The 16426-nt window shown below is 51.0% G+C and carries 18 protein-coding genes; 7 read left to right on the plus strand and 11 right to left on the minus strand.

Going from position 1 to position 16426, the window contains the following annotated elements; translation table 11 throughout:
- Positions 1 to 175 precede the first annotated feature (175 nt).
- Positions 176 to 2047: a chorismate-binding protein gene (locus ACO0K3_RS16190; protein WP_422986340.1), complete on the minus strand. Its 1872-nt coding sequence runs from the start codon at positions 2045 to 2047 to the stop codon at positions 176 to 178.
- A 187-nt stretch (positions 2048 to 2234) separates the two neighbouring features.
- On the opposite strand from ACO0K3_RS16190, the gene ACO0K3_RS16195 reads away from it, so the two are divergent.
- Positions 2235 to 3557 carry a diguanylate cyclase domain-containing protein gene (locus ACO0K3_RS16195; RefSeq protein WP_422986342.1) on the plus strand — a complete coding sequence of 441 codons (1323 nt, stop codon included), beginning with the start codon at positions 2235 to 2237 and terminating at the stop codon, positions 3555 to 3557.
- On the opposite strand, the gene slmA is transcribed toward ACO0K3_RS16195, so the two are convergent.
- From slmA to argB, 3 genes are all read right to left on the minus strand, one after another.
- Positions 3526 to 4101 (minus strand): nucleoid occlusion factor SlmA, encoded by a 576-nt coding sequence (slmA, locus tag ACO0K3_RS16200; protein WP_422986344.1) that lies wholly within the window; start codon positions 4099 to 4101, stop codon positions 3526 to 3528. The two genes, ACO0K3_RS16195 and slmA, sit on opposite strands and share 32 nt — an antisense overlap.
- 12 nt (positions 4102 to 4113) lie before the next feature.
- Positions 4114 to 4824 carry a pyrimidine 5'-nucleotidase gene (locus ACO0K3_RS16205; RefSeq protein ID WP_422986346.1) on the minus strand — a complete coding sequence of 237 codons (711 nt, stop codon included), beginning with the start codon at positions 4822 to 4824 and terminating at the stop codon, positions 4114 to 4116.
- Between the two features lie 162 nt (positions 4825 to 4986).
- Positions 4987 to 5910, minus strand: coding sequence for an acetylglutamate kinase (gene argB, locus ACO0K3_RS16210; protein ID WP_422986348.1), 924 nt, complete (start codon positions 5908 to 5910; stop codon positions 4987 to 4989).
- A 121-nt stretch (positions 5911 to 6031) separates the two neighbouring features.
- Here argB and ACO0K3_RS16215 point away from each other — a divergent pair, with 121 nt between their 5' ends.
- The 5 genes from ACO0K3_RS16215 (at position 6032) to ACO0K3_RS16235 (ending at position 8415) form a co-directional block, all read left to right on the plus strand.
- Positions 6032 to 6601, plus strand: a complete 570-nt coding sequence (locus tag ACO0K3_RS16215; RefSeq protein WP_422986350.1) for a sigma-70 family RNA polymerase sigma factor — start codon at positions 6032 to 6034, stop codon at positions 6599 to 6601.
- Between the two features lie 28 nt (positions 6602 to 6629).
- On the plus strand, positions 6630 to 6842 hold the full coding sequence (locus ACO0K3_RS16220) for a zf-HC2 domain-containing protein (RefSeq protein WP_422958839.1): 213 nt from the start codon (positions 6630 to 6632) through the stop codon (positions 6840 to 6842).
- Positions 6839 to 7060, plus strand: coding sequence for a cysteine-rich CWC family protein (locus tag ACO0K3_RS16225; RefSeq protein ID WP_422986352.1), 222 nt, complete (start codon positions 6839 to 6841; stop codon positions 7058 to 7060). Before ACO0K3_RS16220 ends, ACO0K3_RS16225 begins: the two co-directional genes overlap by 4 nt.
- Positions 7061 to 7171: 111 nt before the next feature.
- Complete coding sequence (gene folE, locus ACO0K3_RS16230; RefSeq protein ID WP_422986353.1) at positions 7172 to 7924, plus strand: GTP cyclohydrolase I; 753 nt, start codon at positions 7172 to 7174, stop codon at positions 7922 to 7924.
- 65 nt (positions 7925 to 7989) lie between these two features.
- Positions 7990 to 8415: a BLUF domain-containing protein gene (locus ACO0K3_RS16235; RefSeq protein ID WP_422957463.1), complete on the plus strand. Its 426-nt coding sequence runs from the start codon at positions 7990 to 7992 to the stop codon at positions 8413 to 8415.
- A 26-nt stretch (positions 8416 to 8441) separates the two neighbouring features.
- Here ACO0K3_RS16235 and ACO0K3_RS16240 read toward each other — a convergent pair whose 3' ends face one another.
- The 5 genes from ACO0K3_RS16240 to ACO0K3_RS16260 all read right to left on the minus strand — a co-directional run bounded on the left by ACO0K3_RS16240 (position 8442) and on the right by ACO0K3_RS16260 (position 13070).
- Complete coding sequence (locus ACO0K3_RS16240) at positions 8442 to 10475, minus strand: M48 family metallopeptidase (RefSeq protein WP_422986355.1); 2034 nt, start codon at positions 10473 to 10475, stop codon at positions 8442 to 8444.
- Positions 10476 to 10510: 35 nt separating this feature from the next.
- Complete coding sequence (locus ACO0K3_RS16245; protein WP_422958834.1) at positions 10511 to 11101, minus strand: LemA family protein; 591 nt, start codon at positions 11099 to 11101, stop codon at positions 10511 to 10513.
- Positions 11102 to 11163: 62 nt separating this feature from the next.
- Positions 11164 to 11814, minus strand: coding sequence for a BON domain-containing protein (locus tag ACO0K3_RS16250; RefSeq protein ID WP_422986357.1), 651 nt, complete (start codon positions 11812 to 11814; stop codon positions 11164 to 11166).
- Positions 11807 to 12403 carry a phosphoheptose isomerase gene (locus ACO0K3_RS16255; protein WP_422957467.1) on the minus strand — a complete coding sequence of 199 codons (597 nt, stop codon included), beginning with the start codon at positions 12401 to 12403 and terminating at the stop codon, positions 11807 to 11809. Before ACO0K3_RS16255 ends, ACO0K3_RS16250 begins: the two co-directional genes overlap by 8 nt.
- Positions 12404 to 12683: 280 nt before the next feature.
- On the minus strand, positions 12684 to 13070 hold the full coding sequence (locus ACO0K3_RS16260) for a YraN family protein (RefSeq protein WP_422986359.1): 387 nt from the start codon (positions 13068 to 13070) through the stop codon (positions 12684 to 12686).
- A gap of 41 nt (positions 13071 to 13111) precedes the next feature.
- On the opposite strand from ACO0K3_RS16260, the gene rsmI reads away from it, so the two are divergent.
- Positions 13112 to 14035, plus strand: a complete 924-nt coding sequence (gene rsmI / locus ACO0K3_RS16265) for a 16S rRNA (cytidine(1402)-2'-O)-methyltransferase (protein WP_422986361.1) — start codon at positions 13112 to 13114, stop codon at positions 14033 to 14035.
- Between the two features lie 133 nt (positions 14036 to 14168).
- On the opposite strand, the gene ACO0K3_RS16270 is transcribed toward rsmI, so the two are convergent.
- Positions 14169 to 15317 (minus strand): septal ring lytic transglycosylase RlpA family protein, encoded by a 1149-nt coding sequence (locus ACO0K3_RS16270; protein ID WP_422986363.1) that lies wholly within the window; start codon positions 15315 to 15317, stop codon positions 14169 to 14171.
- Positions 15314 to 16426 (minus strand): rod shape-determining protein RodA, encoded by a 1113-nt coding sequence (gene rodA, locus ACO0K3_RS16275; RefSeq protein ID WP_422957471.1) that lies wholly within the window; start codon positions 16424 to 16426, stop codon positions 15314 to 15316. Before rodA ends, ACO0K3_RS16270 begins: the two co-directional genes overlap by 4 nt.

Here is a 16426-nt window from a genome sequence, read left to right on the forward strand (position 1 = left end):
TGGCTTTTTGCCAATTAAACAACACCAGTTTTATCTGTAAACAAATTTAATTTTTCGGATTGAGATAAAAATTCAAGCCATTTTTTGTTGCAACACAGATGACAGCAGTAGCGATATCAATATACAACATTCTTGTTTCTTAGGCGAAAGAATTGTACGGCCTAATGTATTTTCACTACAGTGAAAATATCGGGTCAGCCTGCATCACGCCACGCAGGGAATTGCATAGAATGACCGCCTCGGCATCGCGTACATCATCGATGCACAGCTGCGCTTCGCTGGCCTGCCACTGCGGATCGTCGAGCAAGACGGCGCGCATGATGCCTGGCAATACGCCGTCGCTGAGTGGTGGAGTCAGCCACCTGCCATTTTTCCGGATGAACACATTACTGCGACCGCCCTCGGTCAAGTGCCCGTGCTGGTTGAAAAACAGCATATCAAATGCGCCTTGCTGCTCAGCGGCCTTCCAGGCCTGGTCATAAACTTGGCGTACCGTCGTTTTATGGCGCAAAAACAGATCGTCGCTATGTGTGGAGCCGCTTGCCAGCAGCACATCCACGCGCGCCGTCAATGGCAGTAGCGCAGCGCTCTGTATATCTACCTGACCATTAGCCCGAAGTGCCAGACGCAGGCGGTAAGCGCCTTGTGGCGGCAAATTGGCCTGAAAGGCGCATAAAGACTGCGTGATTAGATCTCCATCAAATTTGAAACCAAGATAATCTGCCGACTGGCGCAGGCGCTGTAAATGCCGTGTCAGATGGCGACAGCCCTCGGCATGAGTGGCGTGCATAGTTTCAAACAGTTCGAATTCAGGCGCCAATCCACTCAGGAACCTGGCTTTTAACTGGCACTCTGCAAATTCCTCTCTGGCGACGCTGTCATGCACGATACCTGCGCCAACACCCATGACAGCTGGCCTTACAAACAAGCTATCCGATGCGGGTAAATGCAAGGTGCGTATTGGCACCGACAGACAAAAATCGCCGAGATTGTGGGACGCTTGCGGTGGATCGAACCAGCCAATGGCGCCGGTATATAAGCCGCGCGGCGCTGTCTCCAGCTCACGCACGATCTGCATCGTTCTGCGCTTTGGTGCGCCGGTGATAGAGCCGCAGGGATACAGGGCCGATAAGACAGCATCAAGCCCAGTCCCTGTCAGCAACTCAGCATCAATGCTGGACGTCATTTGCAAGACGCTGGAAAACCGCCTGACCTCGAATAAAGCAGGTACCTTGACTGATCCGGGCACCGCGATACGTCCGAGATCATTGCGCAACAGATCGACGATCATCAGATTCTCTGCACGATTTTTTACGTCCGCCGCTAGCGCCTCTGCCAATGCCGCATCCTGCACTTCATCGCCAGTCGCAGCAGCCGTACCCTTCATCGGCTTGGCATGCAAATGTCCGGCCTGATGACGGACAAAAAGCTCTGGCGAGAGTGACAATATTGCCTCGCCATCGGGCAGACAAATCAAGGCGCCATAAGGCACAGGCTGACGCTGGCGCAAACGACGATACAGATTCAGGGGTGAGCCATACACATCAAAATGCAAGCGATAGGTGTAATTCACCTGATATGTATCTCCGGCTGCAATGTACGCACGCACATGATCGATAGCCTTGGTGAATTGCGTCTCGTCTACGCTATTGCGCATACCGGCAACACCGGCAAGGCTGGCTAACTCGGAGCCTCTAGCCTCCGCCTCGGCTATGGCCGACGCCTCCAGCACATAATGAACCTGCGCCTGACTGACAATCTCACAACGTGAAAATAACAAGATCCTGGATGGTATTTGCCGACCGCTCCACGAGTCGATGTCATGCAAGACAGCGCCAGTCTCATACGATAACAACGCGACCGCGTACTGCCCCTGCTGCAACGCAATTTCCAGCTCTTGCCACAGCAAATGCCAGGTTGCTGCGTCATGACAGGTCAGCACCCTGATGAGGTCCGTATATAAACGTGACGACGCTCTGCTGTCCGGCGACTGCGCGTCATCAAGCAAGGCAAAACATGCAGGTAACTTGTGGGGCAAAAAAGACACTGATTATTCCAGACAAACGAGGATGCGCAGGAGTTTACTCGCAGACGCCATTCAGCGCATGAGTGATGTAATTATTTTTATTGCAATAAAAATAACAAAATCTTATACTGACTTCAGTAAGAACAACACCGCTCACACTTATTGGTCGATAATGTCGTTCAAAATAACTCAAATAATAGACAAGATAATGCAAACGGCATTCCTCCGATTACCTCTCGCAAAAAAACTACTCCACGACAACCTGACCGCGATCACGATCGTGCTGTCGTCTGTGCTGGTGTTGTTTCTATTGTTCTCGACTTACATGACGCAAAAAAACCTGCGTGCCGAGACTTTGTATAAAGCGAATGTACTGGCTGCCAATCTCGATGACAATTTGAGTATTGAATATCAAAAACAGGCACGCAAACTGATACTCAATGCAGGCACCGCAAGCAATGTTTTGAGCATCTACGTATTTGACAATAAAGGTGTGCCTCAGATTAGCTGGAACCGCATGTCACATTTTGTCAGGCCCGATCCTGCTGCGATCATTACGCCTGTCAGCCACGCCCAGACGAGTTTGCAATCGTCTTACCTGGCCGCCACCGTACCTGTCATGGATGGTGCGGAAATCATCGGCATGATTCAGATGCATGTGAGTCTGGAGTCGATTTATAAAGACTTCTGGCTGCATCTGGTGATGGGACTCTTGTTGCTGATCGTCAGCACAGTCGCGAGTGTCTACCTGCTGACCGAACGCCAGATACAGCGACTGGCGCCGATCATCGAACTATCCCGGGTCGCGGAGCAAGTCGCTAATTCAGAAGACTACACACTGCGCGTACAACATCCTGAGAGCAAGCAACTAGGCAGCCTGAGCCAGCATTTTAATAAAATTATGGCGCATATCGAAGTCTGGGAATCCGACATCCAGAGCGAAGCACATCAGCGTCGCGAAGCTGAACAACGTCTGTCGATTCTGGAAAATCACGATAGCCTGACCAAACTGCCGAACCGGCATTTCTTCCATCGACTGCTGACGAATTGCGTAGAAGACGCGGTTGAATCGAATCAGCTAGCCGCACTGGCGTTTATCGATATCGACCATTTTAAGGCGCTGAACGATGCCTACGGCTATGATGCCGGCGATCTGATCATGACCACGATGGCGAATCGTCTGTGTAATGTGTTGCGTAATACTGATACTCTATGCCGGGTCGATGGTGATGAATTTGCCGCGATCTTACCGAATATCGGTAGTGTTGAGATGGCACAAATTTTATCCGAACGCCTGGTGCAGGCAGTGCGTGAACCGCTGATTGTCCGCGGCAAAAAACTGGTCATCACAGCCAGCGTCGGCGTGGCATGCTGCCCCTTGCATGGCAAAGAGCAGCGCCTGTTTTTACACAATACGGATCTGGCCTTGAAAGAAGCAAAATTCTCGGGTACGAATACCTGGAGAATCTTTACGGCCCCCACCGGGAATCTGGTACCGGCTACCCCAGCAACACGCTTAGCTGTACAGTAGCCTGCTCGCCTGGCAATTGTTTAAAACCGGTTTTGGCGTAACGGTGCCAGCGCCCCATAATAAAACTCACCAGCAAATTAGCGCGCGGCAGGACTTCCGATTCCAGCGCGCTTCCTTGGGTGCTGGCGAGGCGCAATGACTGCTTGAAGGCGAGTTCAATCCGCTCGGCGAATTGATTCATGCGTAGCTGCAAGCGCTCATCTTCATTGACCAGAGCATCGCCAATCAGCACCCGCGTCATACCAGGATTACGCTCGGCAAAATTGAGTAACATCAGCGCAATTGCCTGTGCCTGCAAGATACCGTCCTCTTGTTGCTGACTGATCTGATTGATCAGGCCAAACACCGATCCCTCGATAAATTCAATCAGTCCTTCAAACATCTGCGCCTTGCTCGCAAAATGCCGGTACAAAGCCGCCTCGGATACGTCGAGCCGGGCCGCCAGAGCGGCTGTCGTGATTTTTTCACCCTTGGGATTTTCCAGCATTGTCGCCAGAGTTTGTAAGATTTGTAGCTTACGCTCACCAGGTTTCGTAGTTGCCATATTATTGATTTTTTAGAAGTGCGCTGAACATAAACGATGAACGTGATCGGGTAAGTCGAGTACTGATTTTACTTTGACATCGACGCAGGCATACATTTTTTTCTGCGACAAACTGTCGGCTGGCAAATACGCCGTCACCAGCACCGTACGCATCCCGATCTGCCTGGCGGCACGGAGATTACTCACCGTATCCTCAACCAATACACAGTCGCGCGGATACACGCCTTGCCTCGCCAGCAGTTTTAGCAAATACGGCACCGAGGGTTTCGGCCGCAATTGCCCATGTACCCGCATGGCTTCAATCGGTATGTGCTCAGCAAAATGCCGGTGCAAACCCAGATGCCGCACGACCTCATGTGAATACTGTCGCGGTGCATTTGTGAGCAAAATTTTTCGCCCCGGCAAACGCTCTAACAAACGCCCCAATCCGCGTTCGGCGCGAATCATATCAGCTAGATGCTCAAAGCGATGCGCTTCGTGTAAAAAATGATCTGCTTTTACACCATGATGACGCACCAGTCCCATCAGGGTTGCACCATAGCGCTTCCAGTAGAGCTGCCTTGCCGCATTGACGGTCTCCGCATCTGCCGGTGTAATGCCGTCGCCCAGCAGATCCGCCATAAACATATTCATGTTGTGCGTAATCGCTGGAAAAATCGCATGACTAGCGTTATGCAAGGTGTTATCAAGATCAAACAACCAGAGCGGGGTGCGTTGCTTCATAGCGCCATCAAAGAGAAAAAGGGCGGATAACCGCCCTGTTTATTGGTTTAATTGACTGAATCAGTCTGATTATTATCGCTATACAACTACATGCCCGCTATGCATGAACATGTTTTCTAAATGCGTGTTTTTCTACACGATTTCTGAACGATTTTTGCACGATTAATGGCTGCGTATCATGGTACCAAACGCCTGCTCGGTCAGTACTTCCAACAACAGGGAATGTTCGATCCGGCCATCGATAATATGCACTGTATTCACGCCGGATTTCGCCGCATCCAGTGCAGAAGAAATTTTTGGCAACATCCCGCCAGAAATAGTACCGTCAGCGAACATCTCATCAATTTCACGCGCCGACAAATCCGTCACCAGATTACCTTGCTTGTCTTGTACCCCGGCGATATTAGTCATCATGATCAGCTTTTCGGCCTTCAGGATTTCTGCAATTTTGCCTGCCACCACATCGGCATTGATATTGTATGCCTGACCGTCTACACCAAAGCCGATAGGTGAAATAATAGGAATAAATGCATCATCCTGCAAAGCCTTCACAACAGCCGGATTAATGGCATCGATCTCACCGACAAAACCGATATCCAGGAACTGACCTGGCTTTTCCCGATCGGGCATCATCATTTTTTTGGCACGGATCAAACCACCATCTTTGCCGGTCAGGCCGACCGCCTGTCCACCGTAATGATTGATCAGCATGACGATGTCCTGCTGCACTTCACCACCGAGTACCCACTCCACGACTTCCATGGTTTCTTCATCGGTGATGCGCATACCCTGGACAAAGGTACCCTGCTTACCCATTTTTTTGAGCGCATTATCAATTTGCGGGCCACCGCCATGGACAACAACCGGATTCATCCCGACCAGTTTGAGCAAAATCACGTCACGCGCAAAACCATGCTTCAGGCGCTCTTCTGTCATAGCATTGCCACCGTATTTCACGACGATGGTTTTCCCGTGGAATTTACGGATGTATGGCAAGGCTTCTGCGAGAATCTCTGCCTTGATCTCAGGCGCAACACCTGCCAATTTATCGTCTGTAGACGCTGCTGTGTCGGTTACACTACTCATAATAAAAGTATCCTATATGCATGGAAGTTTCCCGAATTTTACAGGGAAAACTCCCTGCTCAGTCGGTGAGCTGAGGATTTACGCCGTCTCTCTTGTGAATACCACGAATAAATTTAAAAAAATGACATCACTATCGTCTTTGCATCAACAACTGGAAGCCATGCGCCCGGTCTTGTTTCGCTTCGCGATGCTGCAACTACGCAATGACTCACAGGCAGAAGATGCGGTCCAGGAGGCTTTGCTGGCGGTTCTTGAAAAACCAGACAGTTTTGCCGGGCAATCTTCTTTACGCACCTACGTCACGGGCATCTTGAAGTACAAGATTATCGATTGCCTGCGCGCCGCGAATAAAGAGGTCAGCCTGCAAATAGATGACGATGAGTCCGAAGCCGATTTAATCGATAGCCTGTTCACCAAAAACGGCCATACTCAGGAACCGCCCAAAGCCTGGGGCAATCCTGATGCTAGCCTGGAGCAAAAAGATTTTTTCCGGGTACTTGAAGTCTGTCTGGAAAAATTACCCGCCAATACAGCACGGGTATTCATGATGCGCGAGTGGCTGGAATTGGAAACCGAAGAAATTTGTAAGGAATTGGCGCTCACCACGTCTAATCTGTGGGTGCTGCTGTATCGCGCCAGACTACGCTTACGTGAATGCCTGGATTTGAACTGGTTTGCGAATAAAACTTAGTACTTATTACAATAAAAACCGATCAATCATGCGATTACTTATTACCTGCAAACAAGCACACCAGATGGTATCCGAAGGCTTAGACCGGCATCTCAGCCTAGGGGAGCGTGCGCGTCTGAAAATGCATTTATCCGTCTGCGATGGCTGCACCAATTTTAACGGGCAAATGCAATTGCTACGCCGCGCAATGCGCAAGCTGCCGCTACGGGATGACAGCAACGATCAGGACCATACGTCATGAGCATTTGTCCACGCTGCCAAGCTGTATTCACCTGTGCCATGGCGGACAATACCGGCAAAGACTGCTGGTGCACAGCGATACCTCCTATCGCCTTTGAAAAATTACCCGATGGCAAACTGGAGATGGATGCACGCTGCTTCTGCCCCACCTGTTTGCCGGAGTGGAAAGCGGAACGGGAAGCGCTACAAAACCCGATATCCACAATTCAGTTACCATAGCGTTTTGATGACGTTCTGCATCGTCATCCAGCATCTCAGGCAAAAAGAAAAGAGAGAGGTCGATAATCCTCGTCAATTTGCCTGAAACAGACATCATCCCGGACACCCACTATGCCATCTGATCAGAAAACTGAACTCACTCCTGCTACTACAGCTGTTACTACAGTCGTTACTACGGCTCTTACTCCAGTTAGCGTCCCCATCTCGCAGCGTATCCGCGAACGCATTGTAGCCAGCAAAACACGTTATCACGCGAACGATAATATCGCCGCGTTTATCCAGCCTGGCGAACTGGATCAGTTGCTTGACGAAGTCGAAGAAAAACTCAAAGGTGTGTTGCAAAGTCTGGTCATTGATACTGATAGTGATCACAACACACAGGATACCGGTCGCCGTGTCGCCAAGATGTATCTGAATGAAATTTTTAAAGGCCGGTATGTCAGCATGCCACCAGTCACCGAATTCCCGAACGCATCACACCTGAATGAGCTGATGATCATCGGACCGATCACGGTACGCAGTGCCTGCTCGCATCACCTGTGCCCGATTATCGGCAAGGTCTGGATCGGCGTCATGCCGAACGAGCATTCGAACCTGATCGGCTTGTCGAAATACGCCAGGATCGCCGAATGGATCATGAGCCGGCCGCAAATTCAGGAAGAAGCGGTAGTGCAGCTAGCTGATACCTTGCAAGAAAAAATGCAACCGGATGGTCTTGCCGTTGTGATGGAAGCAGACCATTTCTGCATGCACTGGCGCGGCGTCAAAGACATGGATGCCAAAATGATCAACAGCGTCATGCACGGATCTTTTTTAAAAGATCCGAATTTGCGCCGTGAATTTTTATCTCTGATCAAGCGTTGACCGGTAGCGCAATACCGATAATCTGTCTTTCCCACTACGCTCATACCAACTTAAAAGAGAACATCATGCTAGTCCGACTTTTATATGCCAGCCGTGCCGTCGATAACCAGATGTGCGACATGATTCAAGGCATCATGCAGCAGTCGCGCACGCACAATCCGGCTAACGGTATTACCGGCATTTTATGTCACAGCGATCAGGTCTTTATGCAAGTATTAGAAGGTGGACGTGAAGCAGTCAATACCTTGTACGGACATATATTGCGCGACCCGCGCCATACCGATGTGACGCTGCTGCATTACGAAGAAATCAATGAACGGCGCTATGCAGGCTGGACCATGGGACAGGCAAATCTGGGGAAAATCAATCCATCGATTTTATTGAAATATTCGGCTTTGCCAGAACTTCATCCTCATCGTATGTCAGGGAAAAATTCTCTGGCCTTGATTGATGATCTGATGGCAACCGCGGCAATCGTCGGCCGCACGTAGACGCCATGTAGTGCCGGCCAAACCTGCTATGTAATCGAATAGACCGAGTAACTCGCGGCGACTTTGTCCGGAATCGGGGCATCAATCGCCGCACAGATACAACGCAGTATGTCGGCGGAGTCAATACTCAATTGTTCACCGGCGGCAGCAAGCAGCAAGCGTATCAGAAATGGTTTGGCCAGCGGTGCCAGCTGGTTCAATTTATCCAGCGCTTGTTTGACTTCAAAATAATCCGGGCTTTCTGCCGCCGCATTCGCTGCACCCGCAGTACCTAGCGCCGCACTAGCCGTCATCATCTGCATATCACCGGCACTCAGCCCCAGCTCCGGCATGCTATTCGCAGCGCGCAGGAAGATATCTCTGGCGACAAAATCAGCAGCCTGTTTGCCTGAGGCAGTTTGAGCCACCAGTGACAATAATAAGGCCGCTTCTTTCTTTAGTTGAGTCAGTTGCGTGTAGCGTATCGGTACGGCACGTCCCGCCATTGGACCAAGCCTGCGCTCAAGTACCGTCTGCAGCACAAATTCTGCCTGTGTCATTTTCTGGTCAGCAGCAATCAGCTTGTGTACATTGGATAAGACGATGCCCCTTTGCTCAGGCGATAATAATTTCAACGCAGGCATCGCCAAGTCAAGCAAAGGCAAGCGGACACTGCGAGGCAGACGGTCGACATGATCTTGCAACATCGTGGCCAGCGCACATTGCGACTGCGCTGATTGCTGCAATAGCTGTATCTGCGCGGCATAGCCCTGAGCTTCGCTACGATCAAGCAACAAAGCGTAGACCAACGCGGCAGCTCCTGCAGGCTCACGTAAGTTGTTCAGCAACTCCGCAGGTAAACCTGGTTGGGGCTGAGATTGAGGTTGAGATTGGCTATGGTTACCAAAAGCGATAGCTGCGCTGCCCGTATCCGCACTGACATGACGGACCTCAGCGACTCTGGCAGCCTGTGCGGATAAGACATTACGTGCACCGAAGCCATACATGCCCTCAGGCAAACCCGCATTTGAATCGGTTTCTACAATTTCGCTTGCATCCAGGAATTCAACACTCTTGCCGTACACCCGACGCAAGCGCTCCTGCAAAGGCGGATGCGTCGCAAATAATCCATCCAGCAGATTCGGTCTGGCAGCGCCCAGGAACATATGCGAAAACTGTTCTGCATGCGGATTGTCGATGCGTGAGCCGCAATCGTTCGTGCGCGTTAGTCCGCCAATTTTACGCAGCGCACCGCCGATACCATCCGGGTTACGGGTGAACTGCACGGCGCTCGCATCTGCCAAAAACTCCCGCTGACGCGATACCGCTGATTTGATCAACCGTCCGAAAAATATCCCTACATAACCGACCACAAACAAGACGCCGCCCACGACCAGCAGAATCATTTGTGCCGATGGTCCTTTTTCGTCACGGCTGCGCGATGAACCAAAACGCGCACCCCAATACATCAGCTCCTGACCAAAAGTCGCAATCATCTGTATGCCAAACAGAACGCCGATCAGTTTGATATTCATGCGCATATCGCCGTTCAGGATATGACTAAACTCATGTCCGATCACCCCTTGCAACTCATCACGGCTAAGACGCGACAAGGTGCCTCGCGTCACGGCGACTACCGCCTCATTCTGATGATAGCCCGCCGCAAATGCATTGATCGCGTCCTCATGATCCATGATGTAGACGCGGGGACAGGCGATACCGGATGCCAGCGCCATTTCTTCGACGATATTCAGCAAGCGGCGCTCTTGCAGATCCTGAGATGATGGCATCACCAAACGTCCGCCAGCCATCTCGGCAACCGCATCGCCGCCGTCACGCAGGCGGAACATTTCAAATACAGTACCGCCACCGATAAACAATAAAGTAAGGCCGGTATTTAAAAAGAAAAATCCACGGGGGTAATGATGCAGTCCGGCGAAACGCTGACCGCTGGACCAGATCCAGACTAATGCCAGGCTAAAGTTAACTGCGAGCACAATAGCAATCACCGCCAGAAAAAACAAAAATAGTAGTTTTTTACTTTGGCGGTGAGCCTGGTCTTGTTGCTCGAAAAAATCCATGCGGATTCAGACAGCTAAAGAGAAATAGATCGCGATCAGAACGACACCTTCACTGCTTTACGTTCTTCTGCTGATTCTGTTGCCTGCAATAATTCGCCTGGTTTAAAACCGAACATATTGGCAATCACCGAACCCGGGAACTGCTCTATCGACGTGTTGTACTGCATCACGCTATCGTTGTATGCCTGACGTGAAAAGGCAATTTTATTCTCGGTACCAGTCAGCTCTTCTGTCAGTTGCATCATGTTCTGATTGGCCTTCAGATCGGGATAAGCTTCCGACAAAGCAAACATTTTTCCAAGGGATGCTGTCAGCGTACCCTCGGCTGCCGCCAGTTGCTGTACTGCTGCGGCATCAGAAGGGTCGCTCACAGCCTTGGTATTGGCGGTCACCGCCTGATTGCGTGCAGCAATTACCGCCTCTAAGGTCTCACGCTCATGCTTCATATAGCCTTTTGCGGTCTCGACCAGATTAGGGATCAGGTCATAGCGGCGCTTGAGCTGCACGTCAATTTGCGCAAAAGAATTTTTAAAGCGATTACGCAAACTCACCAGACGGTTGTATGCACCGACTGCCCAGAACGCGACCACTGCGATAATGACGATTAAAACGATGAGTGCTGACATATATTCCCCTGATAAAAAAGAGAGGCTGAATAATCAGCCTCGTACTTACCGTTACAGATAGTTTATTGCACTGGTTCTTGTTTCTTCGGTGCTGCCTGCATTTCTTTTAATTCGGCTTCGGAGATGTATTCAAACACCTTGACGACTTTGCGTACGCCATTCACGCCGCGGGCAACCTCACCGGCCAGATTGCCTTCGCGCTGAGTGACGCGTCCCATCAGATAGACGGTACCTGCCTCAGTTACGACTTTAAATGCACTCGCGTATAAATCTTTCGTATCGACAAATGAGGCTTTGACCTTGGTTGTAATTAAGGCGTCGCTGGAACGTGCCGAATAATTCGACAATCCGGCAATCTGCAATTCATTCTGTACCGCCTGTACGCCTTCGATCGCACGCATCTCACGCTCAGCGTTCGCTCTGGTCTGTTCGTCGGCGACTTCACCGGTCAGTAAAGCGCGGCGGTTAAAACTGCTGACATTGATATGCGCAGCATCGCCAAAAGTGCGCGACATGCGGATTTCGCCTTTGAGCGTGATCGACTTATCTTCGGTCTGCGCACCGAAAGTACGCCGGTCCGTCGCGGCAAACGTGCCGACAACCGCGCTGCCTACCATCATTTCTACGCAACCCTGCAAACTCACGGCTGCGGCGCAGCACAGGCTGATCGCCAGTAACGGTCGCGCTGATTTATGGAATAAATTTTTAATCATCTGCATCACCTCCGAATAAAGCGGCATCGATGCCGTCACACAAACAATGTATGGTTAATAAATGGACTTCTTGTATCCTGGCAGTACGGTCATGCGGCACACAGATATGGACATCCGCATCCGTCAAAATTTCACCGATCTGTCCACCGCCTTTGCCCGTCAGCGCAATCACGCGCATATCACGCTCAATGGCAGCGTTGACGGCATTCACGATGCTGGCGGAATTGCCCGACGTCGATAAAGCCAGCAAAATATCGCCTGCCTGGCCGAAAGCCTGTACCTGCTTGGAAAATACCTCCTGAAAGCTGTAGTCATTCGCTACCGCCGTCAGAATGGACGTATCCGTGGTCAATGCCAGCGCTGGCAAAGGCAAGCGTTCACGTTCAAACCGCCCGACCAGTTCCGCAGCAAAATGCTGGCAATCTGCAGCGGAACCGCCATTACCGCAGGCCAATATCTTGTTACCGTTAGACAGCGCGGAGAACATTAGTTCCACTGCTTGTTCAATAGGACGAGCCAGAACACTGGCCGCTTGGATTTTGAGTTCGGCACTCTCTTGGAAGTGCGCAAGGATGCGTTGATTTGTCATGGTGCGCTGATTATAAAGCAGGTTATCCCTTTTCTAAATCATTCGTGTCACTACCCTGTGACTACGTCCTTCCACCTGCGTCAATCCGCAGGCTGGATGCGGCTTGTGGAAGCATTTCATGCCAGAAGGCGCGTCCTGATTGCGGATGCGGTTTAGGAACTTGCTATTAATGCCGCAATACTATGCGGGTTCACTAGAAAAGCGTCATCTATCTGACGAGGAATTTTGGTATATGTATTATCTTGTTGGACACAACCGGCTACAAGCGTAAAGCAAAGCATCAGGCAACGATCACATTCTTCAGCCAGTTGATATGCCCGTCATCAATCGCGATTAGATCAAAGCGGCAAGCGGGTTCCGTCGATTGTTGTTGCAAATAGACTTGTGCGGCATGCGTCATACGACGTTGTTTGGCTGGCGTGACGCTGGCAACCGCACCGCCGAATTGCTGGCCGCTCCGGGCTCGGACTTCAACAAACACCAGCGTTGCACGATCCAGCATGATGAGATCTATCTCCCCGCCTTTACACGAAAAACTTCTTTGCACCAGGCTCAATCCTTGATGAAGCAAATAAGTAAGTGCCTGCTCCTCACCCTCATCACCTGTTCTCTGGCGACTGGTTCTGACTGATGCCAGCCGCTTTGATAACCAACTCTGCTCCGCCATTGTCGTACAATCCTTATTTGATCAAACTGAAGTGAACTCGCATGCATCCATCCGAACCGTATCTGCTCGTCAACTCGCCCGTCATGGATGCGGTCGCTCACCAGACTTATCCTGTCGGCACATTATATGTAGTTGCCACACCGATAGGAAATGTCTGTGATATTTCCCTCAGAGCCTTGCATTTGCTGGGACTGGCAGACGCTATTGCCTGCGAAGATACGCGCAATACCGCCCAATTGCTGAGTCGCTACGGCATCAACAAACCTTTGATCGCCGCGCATCAGCACAATGAGCGCGAGGTCGCTGAAAAAATTCTAGGCCGTCTGCAAGCGGGTGAACGTATTGCCCTGGTTTCGGACGCGGGGACGCCCGGCGTATCAGATCCGGGAGCAAAGATTGTGGATCTGGTACGCGCGAACGGCATGCAAGTCATGCCATTGCCCGGTGCCTCCGCCGCGATCAGCGCACTGTCTGCCAGTGGCCTGATCAATGACCAGTTCTATTTTGTCGGCTTTTTGCCTGCGAAAGCAGGACAGCGCGAAACCAGCTTACGTCATCTGCTCAGCGTGCCTGCCACACTGATTTTTTACGAAGCGCCACATCGGATTACCGAGACAGTCAACGCCTTGCAAGCCGTCTTTCAGGCGGACCGGCAAATCGTGTTCGCACGTGAATTGACTAAATTGTTTGAAGAAATTCATCGCTGCCCTTTGGCACAGGCGGCAGGGTGGCTGAGCGCCGATCCGCATCGTGAAAAAGGGGAATACGTTATTTTGCTGGAAGCTGCGCCGCTTGCAAAGGATGATGAACAGGTCGAAGCGCGCCATATACTGAGCATCTTGCTGGAAGAATGCTCAGTGAAGCAGGCCGCCTCGTTAGCCGCCAGAATCACCGGCCAAAAGAAAAATGCTCTGTATCAGATCGCGCTGGAAATGAAACAGGCTGACGAAAGCCAAGATGACTAAGACATACCGGCGATAGTGCGGTGAATGGCAGATTCCTTGAATAAATATCGCAAAAAAATATAGTGAGAAATATGGCACATTCAGTCTGATACTGCGTCACATTGATGATGCAACGAACTAGCAATTTTCAACACTAGCGTTGCACCACAATCGGCTTAGCGATGCCTAAATCGACGGTTTGCACGATCGCTGCAGACGCTTCAGAACGACTAGAAAAAGGACCACTGACCAGCCGGTATAAACTCCCTTGCTGCACGATATCGAATCCTGGCAAACGGCTCTCCGCCTGCGTCTTCAACCTTGACATGACGGCCTCTGCATTTGCCCGTATCGCAAACGCACCGAACTGAATATAAAATCCGGCAACTGCACTAGTTCCGGCACCAATACCAGTATCGGTCGTGGCGTTAATTAATTGCGCTTTAGAAGACGTCGCTGCCTCCTTGCTTGTAGCAAATTGTTCAACAGGCTTGCTACTTTGCTGAGCTAACAATTCTTCCATACTGATTTGCTTTGCCGTCGGCTCACTCACGGCACCGGGCACCTGTACGGTCGATGCCAAGGTCGATGCCGGAGCTGTTTTCGTCACGAGCACCGGCCCCTGATTTTTGCGGTTTTCCGCCATGCGCTCTATATCTTCAGGCAATAAACGCTCGACTTCCAGCTGACTGCTGCCCTTCCCTAAATAGTCAAGCTTCAGTGCTGCGGTATAAGATAAATCGATGATACGGCTGGAGTGAAATGGTCCCCGGTCATTGATCCTGACGATGATCTGCTTACCATTCGCCAGATTCGTGACGCGTGCATACGACGGAATCGGCAATACCGGATGCGCTGCCGTTATTTTGTACATGTCATACAGTTCGCCGGACGAGGTTTTTTGCCCGTGAAATTTTTTACCGTACCAGCTACCGACGCCGCGCTGCACGAACGGTGTCGCAGTATCGGTTAAAGGTGTGTAGGTCTTGCCAAAAACAACGTAGGGCTTGTTGCCTGAGCGGGAAAATGCTTCCACAGCCGGAATCGGCTCAACGGTATTTTCCAATCCTTCGGGCGGATTATCCCCAGGGCCGTCATCTTTGTAATAGGCACCTTTACCGGAATTGGCTTTGGGAAGCTGAGGCACGGCAGATGCATTGCCAACAGGCTTTCCCGCAGCTTGCGCAGATGGACGCGGCTCATTCACAACGGCTTGCTTAGGAGCGCTGCCACATGCAGCCAGGAACGTCGCAGTGATCAGCAAAGACCCGTTGCGCGCAAGCTGAAAACGGCGGTCCATCATGTCTGCACCAGTTTGCGGTTTCTTTGTATGCTCATCAAAATACCGGCTCCCATACCCAGCGTCATCAGCGCGGTACCGCCATAACTCATGAACGGCAAAGGCACACCGACGACGGGCAAAATACCGCTGACCATACCCATGTTAACAAAAGCATAGGTAAAGAAAATCATCGTCACTGCCCCCGCCATCAGTCGCGCAAACAAAGTCGGCGCGTTTGCGGCAATCATCAGGCCGCGGATGATCAGCAAGAAATACAGCACGACCAGTACGCAATTACCGATGAACCCAAATTCCTCGGAGAACACCGCGAAAATAAAATCCGTCGTTCTTTCCGGAATAAATTCCAGATGCGCTTGCGTGCCTTTGAGCCAGCCCTTACCCGTCGCGCCGCCGGAACCCACGGCGATCGTCGCCTGAATAATGTGAAAACCCTTACCCAACGGATCGCGGCTGGGATCAAGCATCGTCAGGACACGGTCACGCTGATAGTCATGCAATAAATAAGGCCAGATCACCGTAGGCACAGTCACCGCAGCAAACACGGCAATAGAGATCAGGATTTTCCATGATAATCCCGCCAGAAAAATAACTGCAAAACCGGCGGCAACCACGAGTAAGGCGGTTCCCAGATCCGGTTGCTTGGCGATCAGGCCCACCGGTATCGCCAAAATCACGGTCGCGATCACAAAGTCCTGCATGCGCAACGCACCCTCGCGCTTTTGAAAATACCAGGCCAGCATTAACGGTGCAGCGATCTTCATCATCTCGGATGGCTGCACCGGAGTACCGATGTTAATCCAGCGACGCGCTCCTTTTTTCACCATGCCGAAAGCGGCAACCGCAATCAGCAAGGCAACACCAAATGTATAAATCGGAATAGCAAACCGCATCAGGGTTTGAGGGGGAATATTGGCAACGATCCACATTGCCACAAAAGAAATCAGGATATTACGTAACTGATCCTCTACCCGCCCCGGAAAATCAATCCCGGCAGAATATAAAGTCACGATACCAATCGACATGATCAAAAAAATGATCATCGCCAGCGCAGGATCGAATACCAGGAAGCGCGATTTCAGCGACTGCCAGTTAACTCGGTGATTGTTCAT

Source organism: Undibacterium sp. Rencai35W (assembly GCF_049340185.1).
In the GTDB taxonomy this organism is placed as follows: Bacteria; Pseudomonadota; Gammaproteobacteria; order Burkholderiales; family Burkholderiaceae_D; genus Undibacterium.